The following is a 21,498-nucleotide window of genomic DNA, read 5'->3' on the forward strand; positions in this document are numbered from 1 at the left end:
ATCATCCAAACCTCTCGAAAATTGACAATGACCTAACCATCTCGGTATAATAGAGAAGGCAGAAAGGAGTGAGGATACTCATGGAACAACTCACTGACCAATTCCAAAATATAGTGAAATCTCTGTTAATCCGACATCAAAGTATTTTGGACATCCTGTCCAAGGGCCAAGAGACTTCAGCCCGTGTTAACCGGGCTGTTGTTAAGTCTGTGACAAGCTGCGGTTGTCATTCCGTAAATGCACGCAAGAAATCAATCCCCCCCGATGCAAGCCTGTCTGATTTGAAAGATCTCCTCGACAGCCAACTCGAAGGGATTCTCTGCGATAATTGCAGAGACATTATAGAAGCGGAATTGGGCAAACAGATGTTTTACATAGCCGCACTGGCTAACGCCTTAGATATCTCTTTGACTGATGTCCTCAACCTAGAATGCAAGAAGCTACAGACATTGACCATCTTTAATCTAACGTGAGTACCTAAGCAACTAAGCTCCTGAATATTCAGGGGCTTTTTATAATGTTTATATAATTAAGAAACGATTCACCCCCTCACTTCTTAAGCATAAGATAACACGATGCGAAAGGAGTGAAATCGATGTTTATACCCACTCTCCTGGTCAGCTTTACTCTCTCTGTGCTTAAAGGAGCTAGTCTCCTCGTTTCCTATATCAACAATAATGCATTCCCCCACCCCCTCAGTAAAGAAGAGGAACTGTGCTGCCTGCAGATCTTAGAGGCTGGCTGCACTAACCCTGACTCAAAAGACGAGGGTCATGTTTTGGTTGTTGAGAGCGCCCGAAATAAACTAATTGAACACAATCTACGTTTAGTGGCCCACGTCGTCAAAAAATATGAGGGCCCTGAAGAAAAGACTGAGGATTTGTTTTCCATAGGTGTCGTTGGCTTAGTTAAAGCCATTAATACCTTCAATCTTAAAAATGGGGCTAAACTCAGTACCTACGCTGCTCGGTGTATTAATAATGAAATCTTAATGCACTTCCGCATCTTGAAAAAGCGCCGAGGAGAAACATCAATCTATAGCCCTATTGGGCAAGATAGTAATGATAGTGAATTAAGTATATTAGAGAGTCTTTCCGCCGATAATCCACCAATTCCTGAACAGATTGCCGACGAGGAAGACCAACGACTATTACTTGAAAACGTTAAAAAGCTCCCTACCCTTGACCGCCGAGTCCTTCATTTAAGATTTGGACTTATGGAAAGTAACGAGCATTCACAGCAAGAAATCGCGGATATTCTCGGGATATCCCGTTCCTACGTATCCAGAATTGAAAAAAGGGCTATCCAAACGTTGAGTTTAGAAATGAAGGATAGTCTGCCGTAATCTTAGCTTGAATCAAATCTCATCCTGCGACTTTTCTAAACCTTTGCGGAGTGTTTTTTGCCGGCAAATCACAAAAGGATTCTGCCGGTACATAATTACAGTGCTCAACAAGCATACTGATTCTGTCATGAATTACTATCAATTTTTAAAAGGAGGGACCACTCTTGAACCTTAAAGGGAATAAAGGATCTAAACAGCCCACAGACAGCCAGTTGGCACCTCATGACCATAAAAACTCTCCCAACTCCAATACAACGGGGAAAGCAAGAGACGCCATAACCCCAGCTAAGGATAAAAGTCCCGATGATTTGGAAATTCTTGATTAATTTTATCTCTTTAAAATTAACTTAGACCAGATAAAGAACAACTACTATATAGAAAGAAAAAGAAGACCTAAGAGTCTTCTTTTTACCTTTTAGCTTTGCCCCATTTCTACGAGTTTCTTAGCCATACTCTCAATTCTTTTTAAACTCTGGGCGATTTCTGACATGTCATAGGCATAATTTTCGGTGACTGCTGTCAGCTGCCTTATTGCTTCGATTAATAGTCCGACAGAAGATTGAACCTCCTGAACATTAGTGTCAATGGCCTTCGTAGAAACATCGGTAACCGAGGCCAGTCTCCTGACTTCTTCTGATACAATTGCAAACCCCCTCCCATGCTCACCCGCCCGAGAAGCCTCTATAGCGGCATTAAGTCCCAAGATGTTACTCTGTTTGGAAATCCTCTTGATTTGCTGGGTCAATTCATTCGTTCTATTCATCTCGGTGTTCACACGTTCAGTCTCATTATCCATACTCCGAATCGTTGCTGCTAGTTCTTCAGTACCGCCTGACAAGTTTTGAGCTGAAGAAGAAATCGCTATTACAGCTTCAAGAATTTCTTTGCCAGTTGTGAAAAGGTTATCAAAAAGTTCCATGGAGCAGGCTATAGCGAGACAACCAGCAATATTCGACTCTTCACAGATTGGCAGGGCGATACCGACGAAAGGAATCCCAAAAAGTTCTTTGGAAATACGCCGTACAACACGCCTTCCGCTCGTTAAAGCTTCCAAAACATTTGAGCCAGGTGTAGGCGGACTTCCGAGCTTGGCCTTGGTATCAATCGTTCTTCCCGGGTAATATGCAACAATCTTTTCAGTATCGAAAAGTGTGACGGCAACGTCATCATTGAAAAATTGCTGAATCTCCGCAACTATAAGCTGATAAGCCTCAAATTTAGTCACTTCAATACCCCCGTATTTTTATATAACCTATTTCAACTTAATAAATCTCTTTGGACTACTCTTTGAAAATTCTACTAATTGATTAATAGCCAATTCTTTCAACTTAATATTCGACATCTAATAAACAAAACCTTTAATATTCGCGTTATTATTCTTTCATTCCTTATGCATACTGGCTAGTCCACAAAAAACAAAACCCTAAGCAGTTCAGATCGTCTAATGCTTAGAGTTTTGTTTTTGTTTATAACTTAGAGTTGAAAATACCTATCTTTATTAATTTTTATTTAGAAGAGCTTCTCGATTGAGCTCAATAGTTTCTTCAACGTATCGGCAAACTCGGCATAGTCATCCTGGTTCAAATCACGTATGAACGTCCTATTTGCCTTATCTGAAATTTGAATGAGTTGTTCAAGAACATTTTCGCCAAGATCTGTAAGAGTAATACTATAAATTCTGCGATCCTTGACATCAATATTTCTATTTACATAACCTTTTTTAACTAATAAGTCCAAGATTCTTGTTACGTTTGTCTTGTCTTTAAGGGATACGCGGGCTAAGTCCGTTTGGGATGCTCCTGAATTGTGATGCACGGCATTTAAGATAACCCATTGTTCAGTGGTAATGTCTAAATTATTATCTTTTATTAATTTGTTAAAGTATGACTTCATATAAAAATTTGTTTTCGCAACAATATAACCTAAAGAATTATCCAGATTAAAGTCGTTCATAACTACCCCTTCTTGACAGATACTTAATGTCCCATAAATTGGCCGCCCACAATTGGCTAACGCTCGAAGACACTGTCGTCGCACTCGTTAGCCTTAGCGCAGGCGGCTGCCTAGTTGCTCTTATGCTTAGAAAGTATATAACGCAAGTTTATACTTTCTGGTTAGTATAAAGAAAACTCGGCTTTACGCCGAGCCTTATGCGAACGAAGGTCGTTAACAGTATTTAAACACCAGCCATGAGTGTTAAATTCTAGCGGCAATTTGCAGCCAGGTCTCTTTAGTCAAAAAGCCTTCTACTACTTGGTTTTCCAATTCTAAATAACGCTTATAAGGGATGCTGAAGGAAAGGATATCTTTATCAATAAATTTCCGTGCCGAAGGATCCGTTAAACCAACAACGCATTTAGGATTCTCCGCCTCCAATTGCCCCAGCGCATAAAGTACGGACTGTTGACAGCCGGAGCCAAAATCAAATTTTACATTGTCCTGGGTAGGCTTATCATAATTAGCAAACCACATTAATGCAGAAAGTTGATCTGCATTGGCCAGAAAGATGATAACCTCAGGTGTTTCGCCTTCTGACAGTTTATCTAAGGGTTTAAAAACGAGATATGTCTTGGCAGCAACATGAGGCAGTCCCGTTACAAAACTTGTGGCTAATTCCGGATTTTTTTTATAGAATTCCCCTTCCTTGCCGCCTACGCCTCCAGTTGATAGAAAGTGCTCGATAAATCCCAATTGGAACTGTTTAAAACCAAGACCAACCACTCCACCCATACAACCCGTCGTTTTAGCGTCAAATACTGCAGTACGGCCTTTAGCGGAAGCATTTAACATAGAGATCACGCAGCCCCATTTTCCTTCTTTGAATTGTAAAGCATCCTCAGGTTTAAAGTCCGTACGGAATACGGCGACTGGTTGGGTTTTAAGTTTTATGGCTTCTGCAAGCTTGCTCTTCAACCACAACACTCCCTTTCTCCTTTAACTTTCTCCTTATTAATTTTTATGTTACTAATATTGTTATAGCAATTATAGATATAGCAACCATAATTGTCAAGCTATTCTTTCAATTTGAGTTCTTCTTAGTTTATGTTAATTTACTAATGTCTTTTTCCTAAAGAATTCTTACTTCTCCTGCACTTTCCATTTTAAACAAGGCATTAAAAGAATTCTAATTGGAATAATAAGGTGCGGAGGTTGATAATTATGACAGTCGCTTCTCAGGTTAAACAAACTCTGGCAAGTTTAAAGGGAGTCCAAGGCACATTAAGAACCTATACTTTGCAGTCAAGGGATAAAGAAACTCAATCCGTTTATAACAACTCTCTTGAAATCACCGAAGTAATTATCAAGGATTTAGAAGATCGCTTAAAAGTCCTTGAGTATGAAGAGCCACAATACAAAGGTAATTAAAAAGGCGGGTAAGGTATGCAGGAAACACTTTATGTCATTTCAAAGTCACTAGCGTTATTTTGTATTGCTTGGTTGTCGGTACGACTTATTGGAAAACGAAACATTACTCAAGTAAAACCCTTTAATTTTCTAAGCTACATTATTTTAGCCGTCGTAGTTGCGTTAATGTCCTTAGATCTTATAAGCCTAAGCTCCGGGTTTGTCGTTTTGATAACTTGGGTAGCTCTTCCCATAGGTCTTGACTATCTGGCGATCAAGAGTCAAGCCATTCATCAGTTTATCAATGGAAAGGAAACCGTCTTAATCAAGCATGGCAAAATCATGGAAGAAAACCTCATTCAAGTTCGAATGACCGGAGAAGATCTTCTGGCTGAACTGCGCTCTAAGGGAATATTTAACCTTGCCGAGGTAGAATTTGCCATCATGGAGTCCAACGGCAATATTAATGCCTATCTGAAATCTGATAAAAAACCAATGACTGCTCACGATCTAGGCAAGAAGGTAGCGCCACAGGCTGAACCACAAACAGTCATCATGGATGGAAACATCCTCGCTGAGCCTCTTTCTTCCTTAGGGCTTAACCAAGAATGGCTTAAAACCGAACTTGATAAGATGGGAATTAGTCTCGAAAATGTATTTCTTTGTCAGGTTGATTCTTCTGGGGAATTATTTCTCGACCTCTTTAACGATGCTGTAGAAATTCCCCAACCTAAGGTCAAGGAATTACTCTATGCTAACCTTGAAAAAATTCAAGCAGACCTTTTAGCGTTTTCTCTGCAAACCGAAAATAAAAATGCTAAGGGCATGTATGTCAAAAATTACCAGAAACTCGATCGGCTTCTTAATAAATTACGTCCCTACCTATTAAATTAAGAGGTGTCACTATGTCCGATAAGAAAAAGAAAAAATTATCTCCAACTCAACAAGAATATCAGAAATTCGCTCAAGACAGGGAACCTAAAAGGCCCATCCTTCTCAATTGTGTGAAAGCCTTTTTTGCTGGAGGACTAATTTGTGTCATCAGTCAGGGGATTCAGCTGTTCTTTATTACATATTATCATTTCTCCCAGGAGAATGCCGGTAATCCTACTGCAGCTGTTATCATTATCATCACTGTTATACTGACTGGTTTAGGTGTTTTTGATCACATTGCCCAATGGGCGGGAGCAGGCACTATAATTCCGGTAACTGGCTTTGCGAATACCATAGCTTCAGCTTCTATTGAACATCGAAGCGAGGGGTATGTCCTTGGAGTCGGGGGCAATATGTTTAAACTAGCAGGTCCGGTCATTGTCTATGGGGTATTCTCTGCCTTCGTTGTCTCCTTAGTCGTCATAACGTTAAGAGCATTGGGTGTGATGTAAATGTTGCAAGGTCATCAATCATGGGTATTTGACTCAAAGCCAACTATTATTGCTTCGGCGGCGGTGGGAGGCCCCCACGAAGCTCGTGGTTCTTTAGCTGACGATTTCGATCTCCTCCACGATGATATCTGGCTGGGACAGGATAGCTTTGAAAAAGCTGAACGGAAATTACAGGAGCAAGCGACTGAGTTAGCGATAAAAAAGGCAGCTTTGAAAAAAGAAGACGTCCAGTTCTTGTTAAGTGGAGACTTAATCAACCAGACGGTTCCCAGCAGTTTTGCTGCCCGTACGCTCGGGGCTCCTTTCCTTGGACTGTATGGTGCTTGCTCTACGTCGATGGAAGGTTTAGCTTTGGCTGCCCAACTTATCGATAGCAGATTTGCCAAGAACGTTCTCGTTTGTACATCGAGCCATAATGCTGCATCCGAAAAACAATACAGATACCCCACAGAATACGGAGCTCAAAAACCGCCTACGGCCCAATGGACTGTCACCGGATCAGGTGCGGCCCTAGTTTCGGATCATGGAGAGGGACCCAAAGTAACCACGGCGACAATCGGGCGTGTCATAGATATGGGACTTTCCGACCCCTTTAATATGGGGGCGGCAATGGCGCCCGCAGCCGTGGATACCATTGAAGCCCATTTTAGGGATTTAAATCGAGAACCATCCTATTATGATCTTATCGCCACCGGTGACTTAGGCAGAGTGGGACATAGAATTGCGGGCGACCTATTGAAAAAACATGGTTTCGATATACCTGAAGAAATTTTCACAGACTGCGGAATTTTAATTTATAAGGAAGATCAACCAATTGTCTTGGCAGGAGGAAGTGGTTGCGCCTGTGCGGCAACAACAACCTTTGGGCACTTCTTAAAACGAATGCGTCAAGGAGAACTTAAGAAACTCTTAGTCATAGCCACAGGTGCTCTCTTATCACCTATGTCTTTTCAACAGAAAGAAAGCATTCCTTGTGTTGCTCACGCAGTAAGTATTGAACTATAAGGAGCGCGGTCATCATGGAAAAATTTCTCTGGGCTTTTCTGATCGGAGGAAGTATTTGTGTCATCGGGCAACTCCTATTAGATGGCCTTAAGCTCACTCCTGCCCATACTACCTGTATTTTGGTTGTAACAGGAGCAATTTTGGGAGGATTAGGTCTTTACGACCCACTCATTAGATTTGCCGGTGCCGGAGCATCTATACCTATTAGTAGTTTTGGCAATTCTCTGGTCAAAGGGGCTTTAAAAGAATTTGAAGGGGCAGGCCCCATCGGGGTTCTTACTGGTATCTTCGAAGTTACCAGTGCGGGTATATCGGCAGCGATAATTTTTGGGTTTATGGGAGCACTTATTTTTAGGCCCAAAGGGTAAAGAAAACTTGGCCCTTTTTAAGGAGGTGATAAAAAGATGACCGTAGGAACACAAATGACCCAAGCTATAGCCACAGTTCAAAGTGCAGCCGCAACCATGAAGACATTTGCCTTAGAAACTCAAGATCAAGAGGCAAAAAAGACCTTTGAACAACTTGCTCAGACCTTTGATTCTGCTCTGACCGTTTTAAAAGGGAGAGAGCAGTACATTCAACAGCAAGAACCCCAGTATAGCCAACAATAAGTAAACTATTGTTTCATATGTTAATCCCCATTAAAAACCCTAGGCACCTCTTAGCCTAGGGTTTAGAATTTGAAAAGAGTATTTTTAAAGCCAAACAGCATAATTTACTCTATAATTAACCATGAATTATCTCTGATCTTAGTTTTTGTACGAGGGGGATGTCTGCAGGGGAAAAATCATAGTTTTCGAGCTCCTGACAATTAACCCAGGCGAGCTGGCTATGCACTTTCAATGTAAAGTCGCCAGACAACCACCGACAAAGAAAAGCTATCAGTTTGATAGTTCCATTACTATAGTTATAGATGCTATGTCCAAAATAATCTAAAACGTCTATATCAACCTCTAATTCTTCCTGAATTTCACGTTTCAGGCAGTCCACTGGAGTCTCTCCCGGCTCAATCTTTCCTCCCGGGAATTCCCATTTGCCCTCTAAATTCTCACCGGGCGCCCGTTGGGCAATCAGAACCTTGTTATCCTTTAAAATAATGGCCGCCGTTACTTCTTTCATAGTTTCAATCCTTTTCTGCCTTCAGTCCTTTTCACCGATTCGAGGAAATCAAATCAACGCTTTTAAGTCTTCGATAAAGGCTAACACGGCCTCCTCTTTCGTCGCCCAAGAGGTCACTAGCCGAACTGCAGAGTTATTCATATCAACCTTTGACCAGACATAAAATGAGTAGTTCTTCTGAAGCTCAGAGATTAAACGGTCAGGCAATATCGGGAAAATCTGGTTTGATGGTGAATGTACCAAGAATTCAAAGCCTGCCTTAATGATCTCATCCCTAAGCAGACTTGCCATTGCATTGGCGTGCTTTGCCAGATCGAAGTACAAATTGTCCCTGAAAAGTTCCAGAAACTGTATGCCAAGAAGTTTTCCTTTGGCAAGAAGCGCCCCTTTCTGCTTCATATGAAATCGAAAATCCTCTTTAAGTGAATCACGGCAGATCACAAGGGCTTCCCCCAGGAGTGCTCCATTCTTGGTTCCTCCTATATAGAAAGCATCGACGAGTGTTACCAGGTCGGAAAGCTCCAAATCATTCTCTTCGGAGCACAAAGCTGAGCCCAACCTTGCGCCATCCATAAACAAAACAAGCTTATTGTCTCGACAACATCGGCTTATCTGTTCGAGTTCCTTCCTATTGTAAATCGAACCGATTTCTGTCGGGTTAGAAATATAAACCAACCTGGGCTTTACCATATGCTCGTCGGTATGAGCATCAAGGGCAGCCTTGATGTGCAAAGAATTTAGTTTTCCATCTCCAACTTCCACGGATATAATTTTATGTCCTGTGGCCTCTATCGCTCCTGTTTCATGCACTAGGATATGTCCGGTATTGGCTGAAATCACGGCTTCGTGAGGCCTTAAGAAAGCTGAAATAGCAGTGAGGTTGGTTTGCGTACCACCTGAGAGCAAATGAATATCAATGTCGTTTCTCCCAATTCTTTGTTTTAGTAGTTCGACCGCCTTTTGCGTATAACAATCCTCTCCATAACCCTCAACCTGTTCAAAGTTAGTTTCAATCAAGGCGTTTAAGAGTCTGGGATGAGCGCCTTCACTATAATCATTTTTAAAACTGTACATTATTATAACTCCTTTTTGTGTTAATATATAAAATCGAAACATTGAACTGACCGGAACACGTTCAAACTCCTTGAAGTGTGCTACTTTATATCTTAACCCTCAAATACCGCCAGTTCAATGACCACACTGCTTTAATCCATAAACTACTTGAATTTATGAAAACTTGGTCATCATAATAGACATACACTCAGACTTTTGCCTTATTTATCCGCCTACTCTTTGACAAACAAAAGGAGGATTCCACTATGCCCCAGATTAAAATTCGAGGGATCGAAACAACCGCTGTGTGCAAGCTAAGTAAACAATTAATTGACGAACTTGAAGCGCTGACTCAGTCACCCAGAGACTATTTTACTCTCGAAGTGATTCACTCCACCTTTGTCATGGATGGAGAGATCGCCCAAGGATATCCCTTCGTAGAAATTGCTTGGTTTGACCGTGGCCAAGAGATTCAAGACCAAGTCGCGCTGGCCGTTTCTCAAGTGCTCAATAGAGCTGGATACCCCAACGTGGACATTATGTTCACAGTCCTGGAAAGAACCCATTACTACGAAAATGGAGAGCATTATTAAAACAGTTATCCTTCGCTGGGAAATACTCGTTTGGAGGGGATCATAATGCCTATTGACTTGCCCCAAGAGATAACTTTGGGACACTTAATCAGAGCTTTTAATTTGAGTATTGTTACTGACCCCGATCTCCTGTTCCCGGAAATCTCTGAGCTTGGTATTCATAGTTTGCACTTAGCTGAGAAGAATTGTATCCTCCCTTTTCTCGGTTGCGAAGTACATCTATTTCCTGTGGACGAAGGTCTGACGCTCCAAGTCACGTCAGCGAAAAATAATCAGGCTGCCCAAGAAGGGCCCCTTCAGATTGGCCTCACGAAACCGGAATTAACTTGGCCGGAGTTCTCTTCAGAGATAGAATGTTGGCTTGAACGACAACAAGGCCGCATTTTAGCTGCCTGCGAAGGATACCTTCAAATGCTCACCCAAAATCTCTCGAACCAACATAACTATTCAACCGTCGACAAGCTCAAAACCATTCTTGGTTATGACATATTCCTCCTCGATAATCAACTGGAAGTCTTAGCTTGGGCAGGTGGAAAACAATTACCTGAAAAGTCGATCCCCTTTTTTCCTCCCAAAATACCAACTAAGGCTTCTGTTTCCGCTCCCTCCGGTTTTGTTGAACTAGTTAAAGGTTTCTGGAAAGATCCGTGTGAGGATGCTCCGTTAACTTGGTATCCACTTACCAGCCAGCAAGGTATTCTGGGCTATTTAGGTTTAAGCGTTTTAACCAATAAGTTTGGAAGCGTAGAATATTATTTCCTAAATAAAGCTTCTACACTCTTAGCCTTTGAATTATTGAAGAACCAAGGCATCCATGAAAACGAGCGCCAGCATCATCGCGACTTCCTCTTTGATTTGCTTTACAATAACTTTGAATCGCTGGAAGTCATTTGTTCGCGCGGCAAACTATGGGGATGGGATTTTAGCAAACCCCATATCGTAGCTGTGGGAGAAATTCAGGATTTCACGCCACTTCCAGCCGAACGGCAACGCCTAGCCAACTTAATAACGAAAGCCACACGTACCATCCACAATTTTAACACAAGTATAATTTGTCTCGAACGCAATGATCAAATCGTTTTTCTCTTTCCGCTTCAAGAGATGATAGCTCAATCCCAGACAGCCAACACAGCGGAACAGCTTCTTCAACCCTTCTGGAACATTGCCGATACTCTATTTCCGGACCGCAAGATATTCTTTGGTCTGGGTAACCTTTACCCAACAGCCCGGGAAATTCACCGCAGTTTCCAGGAAGCTAGATCCGCCTTGGAAATTGGCCGTCTTTTATACCCGGACAAACTTCTTACAGCCTTCGCTGAACTTGGAATTATGCGTCTGCTCCAAAGACTGGATCATCAAGAACTCGAAGACTTTCGCCTCGAGACACTAAAACCACTCTTGGACTTTGATCGCGACGGTAACCTGGAACTGGAACAGACTCTTCTAACGTACTACCTATGTAACGGCGACCTCAATCAAGCTGCCCAAAAACTTTACCTCCATCCCAACACTCTGCGCTACCGAATCAAAAAGGCCTCCGAAGTTCTTGACCGAGATGTTTCGCATCTTAATCACCAGCTCAATCTCTTTATTGCGCTGCAAATAGGCCGTTTAAAAGGCTTATGGTCTTGAACATTAAATTCCCGTCGTTGTACGCCTACCTGTTTTCACAGTAGAACAGGTGGGCGTTGTTTTATTGAACAAAAACGCCCACTGTTTTTCATAGTTGCCGCCAAAGACAAAAAGTTACAGGAGCTATATACTTTGTTTGCAACAGATCAATGAAACACCCTACAAATCAAGTCGAAAGGAGAGACTGCCTTTGACTGCTGCGGTTGACGTTATAAATGAGCAGAACAGCCTATTAACGGGTTCTATTTCAACCTTTCTTGCTCTTAGCCGCTTGTTTGCTGGCGGAGGAGAACAATTAGTTCACACTTTACCGGAACTGGTAAAATCAACTCAAAGTCTCGGTTTACCACAACTAATGCAGACCAGCCAAAGCCTAGCGGCCTACACTCAAGTCAAGCCTTTTGAGTTCCAACAAATGGGTTTTGAATTTAATCGTCTGTTTGTCGGCCCCGCTTCTCCAATAGCTCCTCCCTATGAATCCGTTTATTTATCCCCTGACCGCTTGGTTATGCAGGAACAAACCTTGGATGTACGCCAAATGTATCAATCGGAACATTTGATGACTGCTTCGCAGGGAACTGCTCCAGATGATTTTATAGCTTCTGAGCTCGAATTCGCCGCTTACCTTCTCAACCGAGTAAGTCAGGAATCATCCCAAGGGAATTCCACGAATGCCCTGAAATATCTCAGCTTATTCAACGGATTTATGCAAAAACACCCTAGACGCTGGCTGCAGTTATTCGCAGCTTTAGTCCTTGAAAATTCCCGGCACCCCGTTTTTCCGTTAATCATGAAAGTGCTCTTAGGCACAATCGAATGTTCGTTCTAGATACCAATGCAAAAGGAGGATTACTATGAAAATCTCCCGTCGCCAATTTATCGGTGCAGCAGCAGCCACTACCGCCGGCGCCAGTCTCTTTAGCTTTCAGATGCTAACAAGGTTAAATCCTGCAGCTGCAGCAGATACAAATGCAGAATTTCAGCAATTCCGCAATGTCTGTCCCCGCAATTGCTACGATACTTGTGGTCAAATCTCCTTCGTGCAAAACGGGGTTTTGAAAAAGGTCGAAGGAGACCCTAAACATGGCTACACCAACGGCAAACTTTGCGTTAAAGGCTATACCTACACCCGTCGTGTTTATAGCCCTGATCGCATCAAATACCCTATGAAGCAAACCCCTCGCGGTTCCGGCAATTGGACACGCATTAGCTGGAACGAAGCTATGGAAACGGTAGCCCAGAAAATCTTGGAACTCAAAAAACGTTATGGCTCGACGCTGCCCATTTGTTTTGACAAATACTCCGGCAACTTTGGTATTCTCCACTATGGAGCAGATGGAACCATGTCCAGCATTGGCTATACGACTCGCGCCCTCGGAACCCCTTGTTGGCCCGCAGGAATCGATGCCCAAACGTATGATTTTGGCACACTTTATTCTAACGACCCGGAGGATATGGTCAACACCAAGTATTTGATTCTCTGGGGACAGAATGCGGCCTGGACTGCGATTCATAGTGTTCCTTTCATTGATCAGGCTCGTCAGCGCGGCACCAAACTGGTCGTCATTGATCCCGTTCTGACTTCGACAGCCTCTAAGGCAGACCTATATCTTCAAATTAAACCCAGTACCGATGGAGCTTTGGCTTTAGGTATGGCCCGATATATTCTGGATAACAACTGGGTTGACTGGGAATACGCCCGCGCCAACAGTGTGGGGTTCGATGAGTGGATTGATTACCTGAAGAAAAACGTTACCTTGGACTGGGCGGCAGAGAAAACCGGTGTCCCCGCAGACATCATCAAAGAGATTGCCAGGGAATATGCAACGAGCAAACCTGCCAGCATATGGGTCGGATATGGTATGCAGCGACACACAAACGGCGGTCAAAACGTCCGAATCATCGATGCCCTTGGGGTAATGACGGGCAACATCGGGAAATCCGGCGGGGGCGTCAACTATGGCCATTTAGAAACCTGGGGCTTTAATTACAATGCTATGGTTAATCCTGCACCTAAAGGTTCCAAAGGCTTTGTCGGACCGGATGGTAAAGAAGGGGACCGCAATATCAACATGAATAACTTCGCCCAGGATGTCCTGGCGCAGCAGAACCCTCCGGTAAAAATGCTTTGGCTGGCCTGCCGCAACCCCGGAGCCCAGGACCCGGATACAACGGCGATTGAGAAAATGTTCGCATCCATGGAATTGGTCGTAACCGTCGACTCTTTCTTTAACAAGACGGTAGAAATGTCCGATATCGTTCTTCCTTCGACGACGCATTTTGAAAACATCGACGTCAATGCCAGCTATTGGCATTACTGGGTCGGCATCAATCAAATGGCTATTAAACCTATGTATGAAAGTAAAAGTGACCTAGAGATTGCCATGCTTCTGGCAACGAAAATGAATGCTCTGGAACCGGGTTCCTGTACCTTCCCAAGCAGCGGCACGCCGGAGGAATGGTTGGCGAAAGAATTTAACCCGGGTATCTACAAGCTTTTGGGAATATCTGATTGGAAAGAACTTATCGACAGTCCACGCAAAGCTAACATGCCCTCGGCATCCTGGTCGGATGGCAAATTCCGCACCCCCTCAAAGAAAATCGAAATTCATAGCGATACAGCCCAAAAAAATGGACTGCCGCCCCTGCCAATCTGGGTCGAGGAAATGAAAGCACCGGATAAATACCCAATTCGCATGATAACACCCCATCCCCAACACGCCTTGCACTCCCAATTCCAAAACTTAGACTGGATGATGGCCGCCAACCCCGAACCGATTTTAGAAATCCATCCAAAGCTTGCCGCTAAATACGGGATTAACGAAAATGATCTGGTCAAAGTCTTTAACGATTTGGGTTCAATTACTTTGAAAGCTCATTTAACCAGAACTACTTCACCGGAGGTAATCGTCTCTTATGAAGCGTGGTATAAAAACTCCAACTACAATGTCAACTATACCGTCAAAGCCATACCCAGCGATATGGGAAAACAAGCTACAGGCAACAACGGCTTGGCTTTCCACGACAATTTCGTGATGATTCAAAAAGCTTGAGGAGGGATAAAGCATGAGTAAACAGCTTGGTTTCTTGCTGGACTCAGAAAAATGTGTAGGCTGCCGGGGCTGCGAAATGGCTTGCAAGAACGAGTACCAGAGCGATCCGACACCGCGCTGGCGCCAGGTCTTTAAACTTGATGAAAACAGCTATTCGCTTCCGTCGCGTATGTTCTTTTCTATGGCTTGTAACCATTGCGCCGTACCGCAATGTCTGAAAGTTTGTCCGGTGGGTGCCTACACCAAAAGAGATGACGGAATTGTTGTTCACGACCATGATCGATGTATTGGCTGCCGCCTTTGCACTATGGCTTGTCCGTATGATCGGCCTCAATTTAACCCCTCAAAAGGTAAGGCCGAAAAGTGCAGCTTATGTTATCAGCGTATTGACCAAGGGCAAAAACCAGCCTGCGTGGCTGCCTGTATTCCCGGAGCCTTGCAGTTAGTGGAGATCAACGAACAGCTCGATCAAAAAACAGGAATCTTAATGACTCTGCCTGGATTACCAAGTCCGACGATCACCAATCCGTCCATTCGATTTATCGGACCAAAACAAGGCAAACAAATAAGGAGGGATTAGCATGGGAACTTGGGAATGGCCATTAATCATCTTCACGGTCTTAGGAGAGGCAGCCATCGGCATTCTCCTTGCCTTGTGGTGGCTAGACCGTAACCCTTTAGATTCAATACTTTATAAAAAGGCAACTCTCACTTCCGGTATCTTGCTGGCTTTAGCCCTTATCGCTTCCCTTGCTCACCTTGGTCATCCGGAAGCAGCCTATCGTGCCATCTCACACTTAGGTTCATCCTGGCTTAGCCGGGAAATACTCTTCTTTTTGTTGACAGCTGCAGCGTGGATCTATCTCTTCTTCCAAATTCGTCAGCCTAATGGCAACCGACGTTTGGCTGCTGGGATTGCCAGCCTGCTGGGCCTTTTAGGCATCCTAAGCAGTGCCATGATTTATGTATTGCCTCGAGTCCCGGCTTGGGACAGTGCCCAAACACCGCTCTTTTTCCTCCTGACAACAGGGTTGTTAGGTGCTCTTATACTCTTGGTCTTGGGACATAAAACTCTTACCCCAGCCCAAACCTCAACTCTCATGTCTTGGTCTGCAGCTTGTACTGTCGTCAGCTTGCTTTCCTATGGTTTGTACCTCTCTATGCTTAATGCCGGCGGCCCTGAGGGAATGTCCACCGTCCAATTCATAAGTTCCAGTCCCCTCTTCTGGGTCCGTGTCGTCGCGAATTGGCTGGCACCGATGTTCTTGCTTTACCCTATCATTAAAAACAAGAAGGCCATAAATTCCAACTTGATCTTGACCATACTTGTCATCAGCGGCTTAGGGGAATTATTAGGACGCTCCCTCTTCTATCTGAGTGCCGTAGGTATCCATATCACCGCTTTAAAATAGTACCATATTTACTAAAATTATAGTCTCGTCAAAGGCATTCGTTTTGTGTTTCCAATTCATAACGACAACATGAATTGGCAGAACCCGACGGATGCCTTTCCTTATAAAAAGGAATTATCCACTGAAATAACGAACAGTCTAAGATATAGGAAACGAATGATTTTGTTTCTTTGGGCAATGGTTGTCGCAAATCTGCAAAGAAGGGAAGAACCATGAGTGTCGCAAAAGCATTATCACGTTTGTCCGCGTAACTGTTATGACACCTGCAGCATGATCAGCACAACCGCCAATGGAATTCTTGTTTCGGTCGACGGTAATCCAAACCATGATTACACCAAAGGTAAGCTATGTCCAAAAGCTATGCAGGACATTAAAAAAGTGTATAGCCCTTCTCGAATCCGGTATCCGATGCGTCAAAAACATCGCTTTAGCGGGGATTGGGAGCGAATTACTTGGGATGAAGGACTTCAGATAATTGCTCAATCGATTTTAGATATTAAAGAGAGATACAAGTCCACCTTACCGCTCGCTTTAAATAAATACTCCGGAAATTTTGGCGCTCTTCATAATGCCATGGAATGGTTATTTTCCGGAATTGGACCAACAACCAGAGCCGTAGGCTCCCCTTGCTGGTCCGCCGGGGTCGATGCTCAGGCTTTTGACTTTGGCAGATTCGTCTGTTCCGATCCTCAAGATATGGGTAAAGCTAGCCTTATTTGGCTTTGGGGCGTTAATCCGGCTTGGACAGCAATTCATCAGATGCCCATTATTTTCGATGCCATAGAACGTGGAGCGACTGTGGTGTGTTTTGATACGCACCTAAGTGCCACGGCCGCCAGATCCCATAGATTTATCCACGTGAAACCAGGTACTGACGGGCTATTGGCTCTGGGCATGTGCAAAGTTCTTCTTAAAGAAAACCTCATAGACCCTAAGATTAAGGACTACTCTGTGGGCTACAACGAATTTATTGCCTACGTAAACGCCGAGATCGATCTGTTCGAAGTTGCCAAGACGACAGGGGTGAAAGCTGAAACCATCCAAGATCTGGCCATTAAATATGGTCAAACTCATCCTGCCTGTATCTGGGTTGGTTTTGGCCTGCAGCGGTACACGAATGGAGGACAGACACTCCGGGCCATTGACGCTTTAGGGGCCTTAGCCGGACATATTGGGGAAGAAGGCGGAGGAGTAAACTATGGTCATTTTGAAACTTGGCAATTTAGCGACGCTCAAACAACCCTAGGCCAAAACAGTTACCCTGATCGATGGTTAAATATGAATAGGTTTGCTGCGGAGGCCCTGGCCTGCACTGATCCCCCAATACACATGCTGTGGTTATCCGGCAGGAACCCACTCTCCCAAGACTCTGATTTAAGGCTTTGGTACAAACTCTTCCAGCAACTTGATCTGATCGTGGTCAACGATCTCTTCCTCACCACATCCGCTGAAGCTGCAGATATTTTCCTGCCGGCGACAACTCATTATGAACATTGGGACTTAAACTCAAGTTACTGGCATTATTGGGTAGGCGTCAATGAACCGGCAATCTCCCCCATCGGCGAAACAAGGTCCGATTTAGAAATTGCCTGGAATATGTCAGCCAAGCTAAACGAACTCCAACCAGGGAGTTGTTCTTTCCCTACCTATGGTTCTGAAAAAGAAACCATGTTGAGACAACTAAGCCCGGCATTACTACGGCAACTCGGCTTAACCAAGCCTGAGGAAATTTTATCCCATCCGGCAAAAGCGAATTTATCCCCTACTGCTTGGATCGATCGCAAGTTTGCCACTCCTTCCGGTCGTTTCGAATTTCTCTCTGCCAGTGCTGCTGCCGCTGGATTTCCTTCACTTCCCTCCTACTTACCTCCTCAACAGCCTCCTGGAGATGCTCCTCTGCGTTTATTGACACCACACCATACCTCGATGATCAATTCCCAATCCTACCTGAATAATGATCAGCCACCCGACTGTCATGAGCTGCGGCTCAATCCAAAACTTGCTCAAGACTACGAACTTAAAGAAGGAGACTTAGCTGAGATCTTTAATGAATCCGGCATTCTGCAGGTCCGAGTGCTGTATGATCCGATGATACCCATGGACGTAGTGATCATTTATCGAGGAGAAATTCAGCAGCAAAGCCTTCATCTCAACGGTTTGTTTAAGTCAAACACCACTGATATGGGGGCAGTTACTACCGGAGCACCCGGATTTGCCCTCAACGAGACCTTTGTTAATCTGAAGAAATTCGTTAATCGCTAAGTTAGCCCTGCGAACTTGGAGATACTTGTTAGGAGGGATACCAACGGTCAAGCAATTAGGATTCGTTTTAGACACTAACCGTTGTTTGGGTTGTGGCGCATGTGTTAATGCCTGCCAACTTAATAATCGTCTCCCGTCTCCCCTTGTCTATCGTTCTATCCGTAAAGTCAAAGACCATACTTCAGAAGGCCTAAGTCAATTTTTCTTATCGGTTGCTTGTAATCATTGTGCCAATCCGGAATGTCTGAGAGTTTGCCCAAAAGGTGCTTACTCTAAGCGTCGCGATGGCATTGTCATCCATTCCTCGGCAAAATGTACCGGCTGTAAATCGTGTGTGACCTCATGTCCTTTTAATGTTCCTAAAATTCACCCTGTAACCGGCAAGGCAAGCAAATGCCAGCTTTGTTACGACAGGATAGATAATGGGCAGTCTCCGTATTGTATTAAAGCCTGCCCCACTGAAGCTCTGCGGCTCATCGAGCTGCAAGCTCTGCCATTTGATAACCTCATACGTCTGACGGCCGCGTTGCCCGGCTTACGGCTGACGAATCCTTCCGTTTATTACAAGACACCCAGAAGGGTAAAAATAGATTAGTAAAATAGAAAGGCCCGTTTTTTGTAATTCTATACAAAAAACGGGCCAAATTTTTGTAATTTAAAACAAACCACTATCATTAAAGCTCTAAAGCCTATGATTTTATTATAGACCAAGAACATGTTTGCTGCAACACGATAACCAAAGGCATTTTGGAGCTGTTTAACTAGCCCGCCCTACCCCGCTGAGCCACAGAAACAAATTTGTCCTTCCTCGGATAAGTCATCCTTAATATTTCCTTCATTGATCACCGCATGGCTAAAATCCGGTGTCCCGTTGCCAAATATTGCATCAAAGGTACTACTGTTGTTGATCATGATGTTAGAAATAGCCAAGGCAACCTCAGCAGCTAAGTTCAAGCGTTCTATCCATTTAAAACAATAAAAGTTGGTTACTGGATGACGCGACTCCTCCTTGGGAGGGGTGGCGAACCAAACTGTATAACTATACCCATCATAAGACTCTTCCTTAGAGCGGTTAAACGTGGCCGTATCGGGAATTGAAATCCTATTCCCCAGCTTTAGCGAAGCATTTCTTGCCGCTTGAATTTTCTGAGCATCAACATTCTTCTTAAGAAAGTTTATGGCCGCTGCATCTGCGAGAGTGCTGGTATCCCCCATAGCTCGACCCTCGGCAATGTCCTTAAGGAGACGCCTCATAATTTTTCCGCTGCGGGTCTTTGGCAATTCTGCCGTCAAAAAAATGTCGTCCGGCCGCGCAAGAGAACCGATTTTTAGGACAACATGGGCTTTTAGTTCATTGATAAGCTGGTCGCCAATTTCGATTCCCTCTTTTAAACTGACGAAGGCAAATACCGCTTGACCCTTTACCTCGTGCGTTCTGCCCACACAAGCTGCTTCCGCAACCGATGGATGTTCAACCAAGGCACTTTCTACTTCTGCTGTTCCGATCCGATGCCCCGAGACATTGATAACATCATCCACCCGGCCTATTATCCAAAAATATCCGTCTTCATCCCATTTTGCTTCGTCCCCTGTAAAATATACTCCTTTAAATTGGTTCCAATACGTGTCCTCGTAACGTTTGTCATCTCCATACACGGTTTTGAGCATCGCTGGCCAAGGCTCACGAACCACTAGATACCCACCCTCACCTTTGGGCACAGGATTACCTGAATTGTCGACAATCTCCACATGGACACCTGGGAACGGAATCGTGCATGATCCCGGCTTTAGAGGGGTAATCCCTGGTACCGGAGTCATCATAATCATACCTGTTTCTGTTTGCCACCAAGTATCTACGATCGGGCAGCGCTCACCCCCGATATGTTTGTAGTACCACATCCAAGCCTCCGGGTTAATCGGTTCACCGACAGAACCTAAAAGCCGTAGGCTGGAAAGGTCTCTGCCCGAAAGATAGCTTTCTCCCCATTTCATAAACGTACGAATCGCAGTTGGAGCAGTATATAAAATCGTTACCCTGTATTTCTCAATGATTTCCCAATAGCGATCCTTCTCAGGATAGTCCGGAGCTCCTTCATACATGACAACCGTAGCTCCATTGGCTAAAGGCCCATAAACTAAATAACTGTGCCCTGTTATCCAGCCAACATCGGCAGTACACCAATAGACATCCTCTTCTTTAAGATCAAACACCCATTCATGGGTTGTCGACACCCCTACCATGTAACCGCCCACAGTATGAACAACCCCTTTGGGTTTTCCTGTGGTTCCGCTTGTGTAGAGAATAAACAGCATATCATCTGCTTCCATGGGTTCCGCCGGGCAGACGTAAGAGACATTCTTAATAACTTCGTGATACCACAAATCTCGTTCCGCTTGCATGTTCACAGGTTGACCGGTTCGCTGAACCACGATTACTTTTTCAACACAATTTACATCACGGAGCGCTTGATCCACACTTTCTTTGAGCGGGATAATATTTCCTCGGCGATAACTTCCATCAGATGTTACAACAATTTTTGCCTGAGCGTCCAGAACTCTGTCCCTCAAGGCCTCTGCACTAAATCCACCAAAAACAACACAATGAGGAGCACCGATTCTAGCGCAAGCAAGCATCGCAATGACTGCTTCAGGGATCATAGGCATGTATATTGTCACCCGTTCTCCCTTGGCTACACCATAAGATTTTAATACATTGGCAAACTGGGATACCTCACGCTGAAGATCCTGATACGTTAAGACTCTCCGATCTCCCAGCTCCCCTTCAAATATTAAGGCTGCTTTATTGCGTCGGGCTCCGTCTAAATGACGATCTAAGCAATTATAAGCTGCGTTTAATTTTCCTCCGACATACCACTTGGCAAATGGATAAGTCCAGTCCAAAACAGTGTCCCATGGTTTAAACCAGTTCAGCCGTTTCCCTTGTTCATCCCAGAATTTAGTCCTTTCTCTTCCAAGCTCGTGAATCTCCGGATTCTGGATTACAGCCTTGGAACGAAACTCTCCTGGAGGGAAAAACAACCGTTTCTCCTCCATTAGCCCCTCACGGTGTTTCTCTTCCATGTATGACTCCTCCTATCTTCATTTGTTATATGATACATCAATATTTTTAGAATGTTAAGAATATTTAATTTATGGTTTGATAGCAAGTGCCTATTGTAATACCTCTCTGAGGTTACCTTTAAAATTAAGGCCGTAGGAAAAATTATTCTGCCTGGTTAAAAAATTTACTCAGGGCCTGTAACACCGTCAATAAGGCAACTTACTAAAAAATGC

At 44.0% G+C, this 21,498-nt stretch carries 23 protein-coding genes; 17 read left to right on the plus strand and 6 right to left on the minus strand.

Annotation, left to right across the window (positions count from 1 at the left end; translation table 11 throughout):
* Nucleotides 1-80 precede the first annotated feature (80 nt).
* From VZF35_RS12225 to VZF35_RS12235, 3 genes are all read left to right on the plus strand, one after another.
* Nucleotides 81-473 carry a DUF1573 domain-containing protein gene (locus tag VZF35_RS12225; RefSeq protein WP_407313907.1) on the plus strand — a complete coding sequence of 131 codons (393 nt, stop codon included), beginning with the start codon at nt 81-83 and terminating at the stop codon, nt 471-473.
* A gap of 122 nt (nt 474-595) precedes the next feature.
* Nucleotides 596-1,345, plus strand: coding sequence for an RNA polymerase sporulation sigma factor SigK (sigK, locus tag VZF35_RS12230; RefSeq protein ID WP_407313909.1), 750 nt, complete (start codon nt 596-598; stop codon nt 1,343-1,345).
* A 164-nt stretch (nt 1,346-1,509) separates the two neighbouring features.
* On the plus strand, nt 1,510-1,671 hold the full coding sequence (locus VZF35_RS12235) for a hypothetical protein (RefSeq protein ID WP_407313911.1): 162 nt from the start codon (nt 1,510-1,512) through the stop codon (nt 1,669-1,671).
* Between the two features lie 89 nt (nt 1,672-1,760).
* Here the strand turns inward: VZF35_RS12235 and VZF35_RS12240 are convergent, their stop codons facing one another.
* The 3 genes from VZF35_RS12240 to VZF35_RS12250 form a co-directional block, all read right to left on the minus strand.
* A complete protein-coding gene (locus VZF35_RS12240) occupies nt 1,761-2,570 on the minus strand; it encodes a methyl-accepting chemotaxis protein (RefSeq protein ID WP_407313912.1) in 810 nt (269 codons plus the stop codon).
* Between the two features lie 284 nt (nt 2,571-2,854).
* Nucleotides 2,855-3,298 (minus strand): MarR family winged helix-turn-helix transcriptional regulator, encoded by a 444-nt coding sequence (locus tag VZF35_RS12245; protein ID WP_407313914.1) that lies wholly within the window; start codon nt 3,296-3,298, stop codon nt 2,855-2,857.
* A 243-nt stretch (nt 3,299-3,541) separates the two neighbouring features.
* Complete coding sequence (locus VZF35_RS12250) at nt 3,542-4,258, minus strand: DUF169 domain-containing protein (RefSeq protein WP_407314606.1); 717 nt, start codon at nt 4,256-4,258, stop codon at nt 3,542-3,544.
* Between the two features lie 246 nt (nt 4,259-4,504).
* Here VZF35_RS12250 and VZF35_RS12255 point away from each other — a divergent pair, with 246 nt between their 5' ends.
* The 6 genes from VZF35_RS12255 to VZF35_RS12280 are packed head-to-tail and all read left to right on the plus strand — an operon-like array spanning nt 4,505 to nt 7,691.
* Nucleotides 4,505-4,711 carry a DUF1657 domain-containing protein gene (locus VZF35_RS12255; RefSeq protein WP_407313916.1) on the plus strand — a complete coding sequence of 69 codons (207 nt, stop codon included), beginning with the start codon at nt 4,505-4,507 and terminating at the stop codon, nt 4,709-4,711.
* Nucleotides 4,712-4,726: 15 nt separating this feature from the next.
* Nucleotides 4,727-5,584, plus strand: a complete 858-nt coding sequence (locus VZF35_RS12260; protein WP_407313918.1) for a DUF421 domain-containing protein — start codon at nt 4,727-4,729, stop codon at nt 5,582-5,584.
* Nucleotides 5,585-5,595: 11 nt separating this feature from the next.
* Complete coding sequence (gene spoVAC / locus VZF35_RS12265) at nt 5,596-6,075, plus strand: stage V sporulation protein AC (RefSeq protein ID WP_407313919.1); 480 nt, start codon at nt 5,596-5,598, stop codon at nt 6,073-6,075.
* On the plus strand, nt 6,076-7,080 hold the full coding sequence (spoVAD, locus tag VZF35_RS12270; protein ID WP_407313921.1) for a stage V sporulation protein AD: 1,005 nt from the start codon (nt 6,076-6,078) through the stop codon (nt 7,078-7,080).
* A 14-nt stretch (nt 7,081-7,094) separates the two neighbouring features.
* Nucleotides 7,095-7,448 (plus strand): stage V sporulation protein AE, encoded by a 354-nt coding sequence (gene spoVAE / locus VZF35_RS12275; protein ID WP_407313923.1) that lies wholly within the window; start codon nt 7,095-7,097, stop codon nt 7,446-7,448.
* 36 nt (nt 7,449-7,484) lie between these two features.
* Nucleotides 7,485-7,691 (plus strand): DUF1657 domain-containing protein, encoded by a 207-nt coding sequence (locus VZF35_RS12280; RefSeq protein WP_407313925.1) that lies wholly within the window; start codon nt 7,485-7,487, stop codon nt 7,689-7,691.
* Nucleotides 7,692-7,806: 115 nt separating this feature from the next.
* On the opposite strand, the gene mutT is transcribed toward VZF35_RS12280, so the two are convergent.
* Both mutT and VZF35_RS12290 read right to left on the minus strand, forming a co-directional pair.
* The gene (gene mutT / locus VZF35_RS12285) at nt 7,807-8,199 is read right to left on the minus strand and encodes an 8-oxo-dGTP diphosphatase MutT (RefSeq protein WP_407313927.1); all 393 of its coding nucleotides are present in this window, start codon (nt 8,197-8,199) and stop codon (nt 7,807-7,809) included.
* A 48-nt stretch (nt 8,200-8,247) separates the two neighbouring features.
* A complete protein-coding gene (locus tag VZF35_RS12290) occupies nt 8,248-9,273 on the minus strand; it encodes a threonine aldolase family protein (RefSeq protein ID WP_407313929.1) in 1,026 nt (341 codons plus the stop codon).
* A gap of 245 nt (nt 9,274-9,518) precedes the next feature.
* Here VZF35_RS12290 and VZF35_RS12295 point away from each other — a divergent pair, with 245 nt between their 5' ends.
* From VZF35_RS12295 to VZF35_RS12330, 8 genes are all read left to right on the plus strand, one after another.
* Nucleotides 9,519-9,845, plus strand: coding sequence for a DUF1904 domain-containing protein (locus tag VZF35_RS12295; RefSeq protein WP_407313931.1), 327 nt, complete (start codon nt 9,519-9,521; stop codon nt 9,843-9,845).
* Nucleotides 9,846-9,890: 45 nt separating this feature from the next.
* Entirely contained in the window at nt 9,891-11,477 is a 1,587-nt protein-coding gene (locus tag VZF35_RS12300; RefSeq protein WP_407313933.1) for a PucR family transcriptional regulator, read from the plus strand.
* Nucleotides 11,478-11,667: 190 nt separating this feature from the next.
* A complete protein-coding gene (locus tag VZF35_RS12305) occupies nt 11,668-12,306 on the plus strand; it encodes a molecular chaperone (protein WP_407313935.1) in 639 nt (212 codons plus the stop codon).
* A gap of 25 nt (nt 12,307-12,331) precedes the next feature.
* Nucleotides 12,332-14,530, plus strand: a complete 2,199-nt coding sequence (locus VZF35_RS12310) for a molybdopterin-dependent oxidoreductase (RefSeq protein ID WP_407313937.1) — start codon at nt 12,332-12,334, stop codon at nt 14,528-14,530.
* 13 nt (nt 14,531-14,543) lie between these two features.
* Nucleotides 14,544-15,110, plus strand: coding sequence for a 4Fe-4S dicluster domain-containing protein (locus VZF35_RS12315; protein WP_407313939.1), 567 nt, complete (start codon nt 14,544-14,546; stop codon nt 15,108-15,110).
* Nucleotide 15,111: 1 nt separating this feature from the next.
* Entirely contained in the window at nt 15,112-15,942 is an 831-nt protein-coding gene (locus VZF35_RS12320) for a dimethyl sulfoxide reductase anchor subunit family protein (protein ID WP_407313941.1), read from the plus strand.
* A 216-nt stretch (nt 15,943-16,158) separates the two neighbouring features.
* Nucleotides 16,159-18,204, plus strand: a complete 2,046-nt coding sequence (locus VZF35_RS12325; RefSeq protein WP_407313943.1) for a molybdopterin-dependent oxidoreductase — start codon at nt 16,159-16,161, stop codon at nt 18,202-18,204.
* Between the two features lie 25 nt (nt 18,205-18,229).
* Entirely contained in the window at nt 18,230-18,799 is a 570-nt protein-coding gene (locus tag VZF35_RS12330; RefSeq protein ID WP_407313945.1) for a 4Fe-4S dicluster domain-containing protein, read from the plus strand.
* A 176-nt stretch (nt 18,800-18,975) separates the two neighbouring features.
* On the opposite strand, the gene acs is transcribed toward VZF35_RS12330, so the two are convergent.
* Nucleotides 18,976-21,285: an acetate--CoA ligase gene (gene acs, locus VZF35_RS12335; protein WP_407313946.1), complete on the minus strand. Its 2,310-nt coding sequence runs from the start codon at nt 21,283-21,285 to the stop codon at nt 18,976-18,978.
* Nucleotides 21,286-21,498: the final 213 nt, after the last annotated feature.

The organism is Desulfosporosinus paludis (genome assembly GCF_045689965.1).
In the GTDB taxonomy this organism is placed as follows: domain Bacteria; phylum Bacillota; class Desulfitobacteriia; order Desulfitobacteriales; family Desulfitobacteriaceae; genus Desulfosporosinus; species Desulfosporosinus paludis.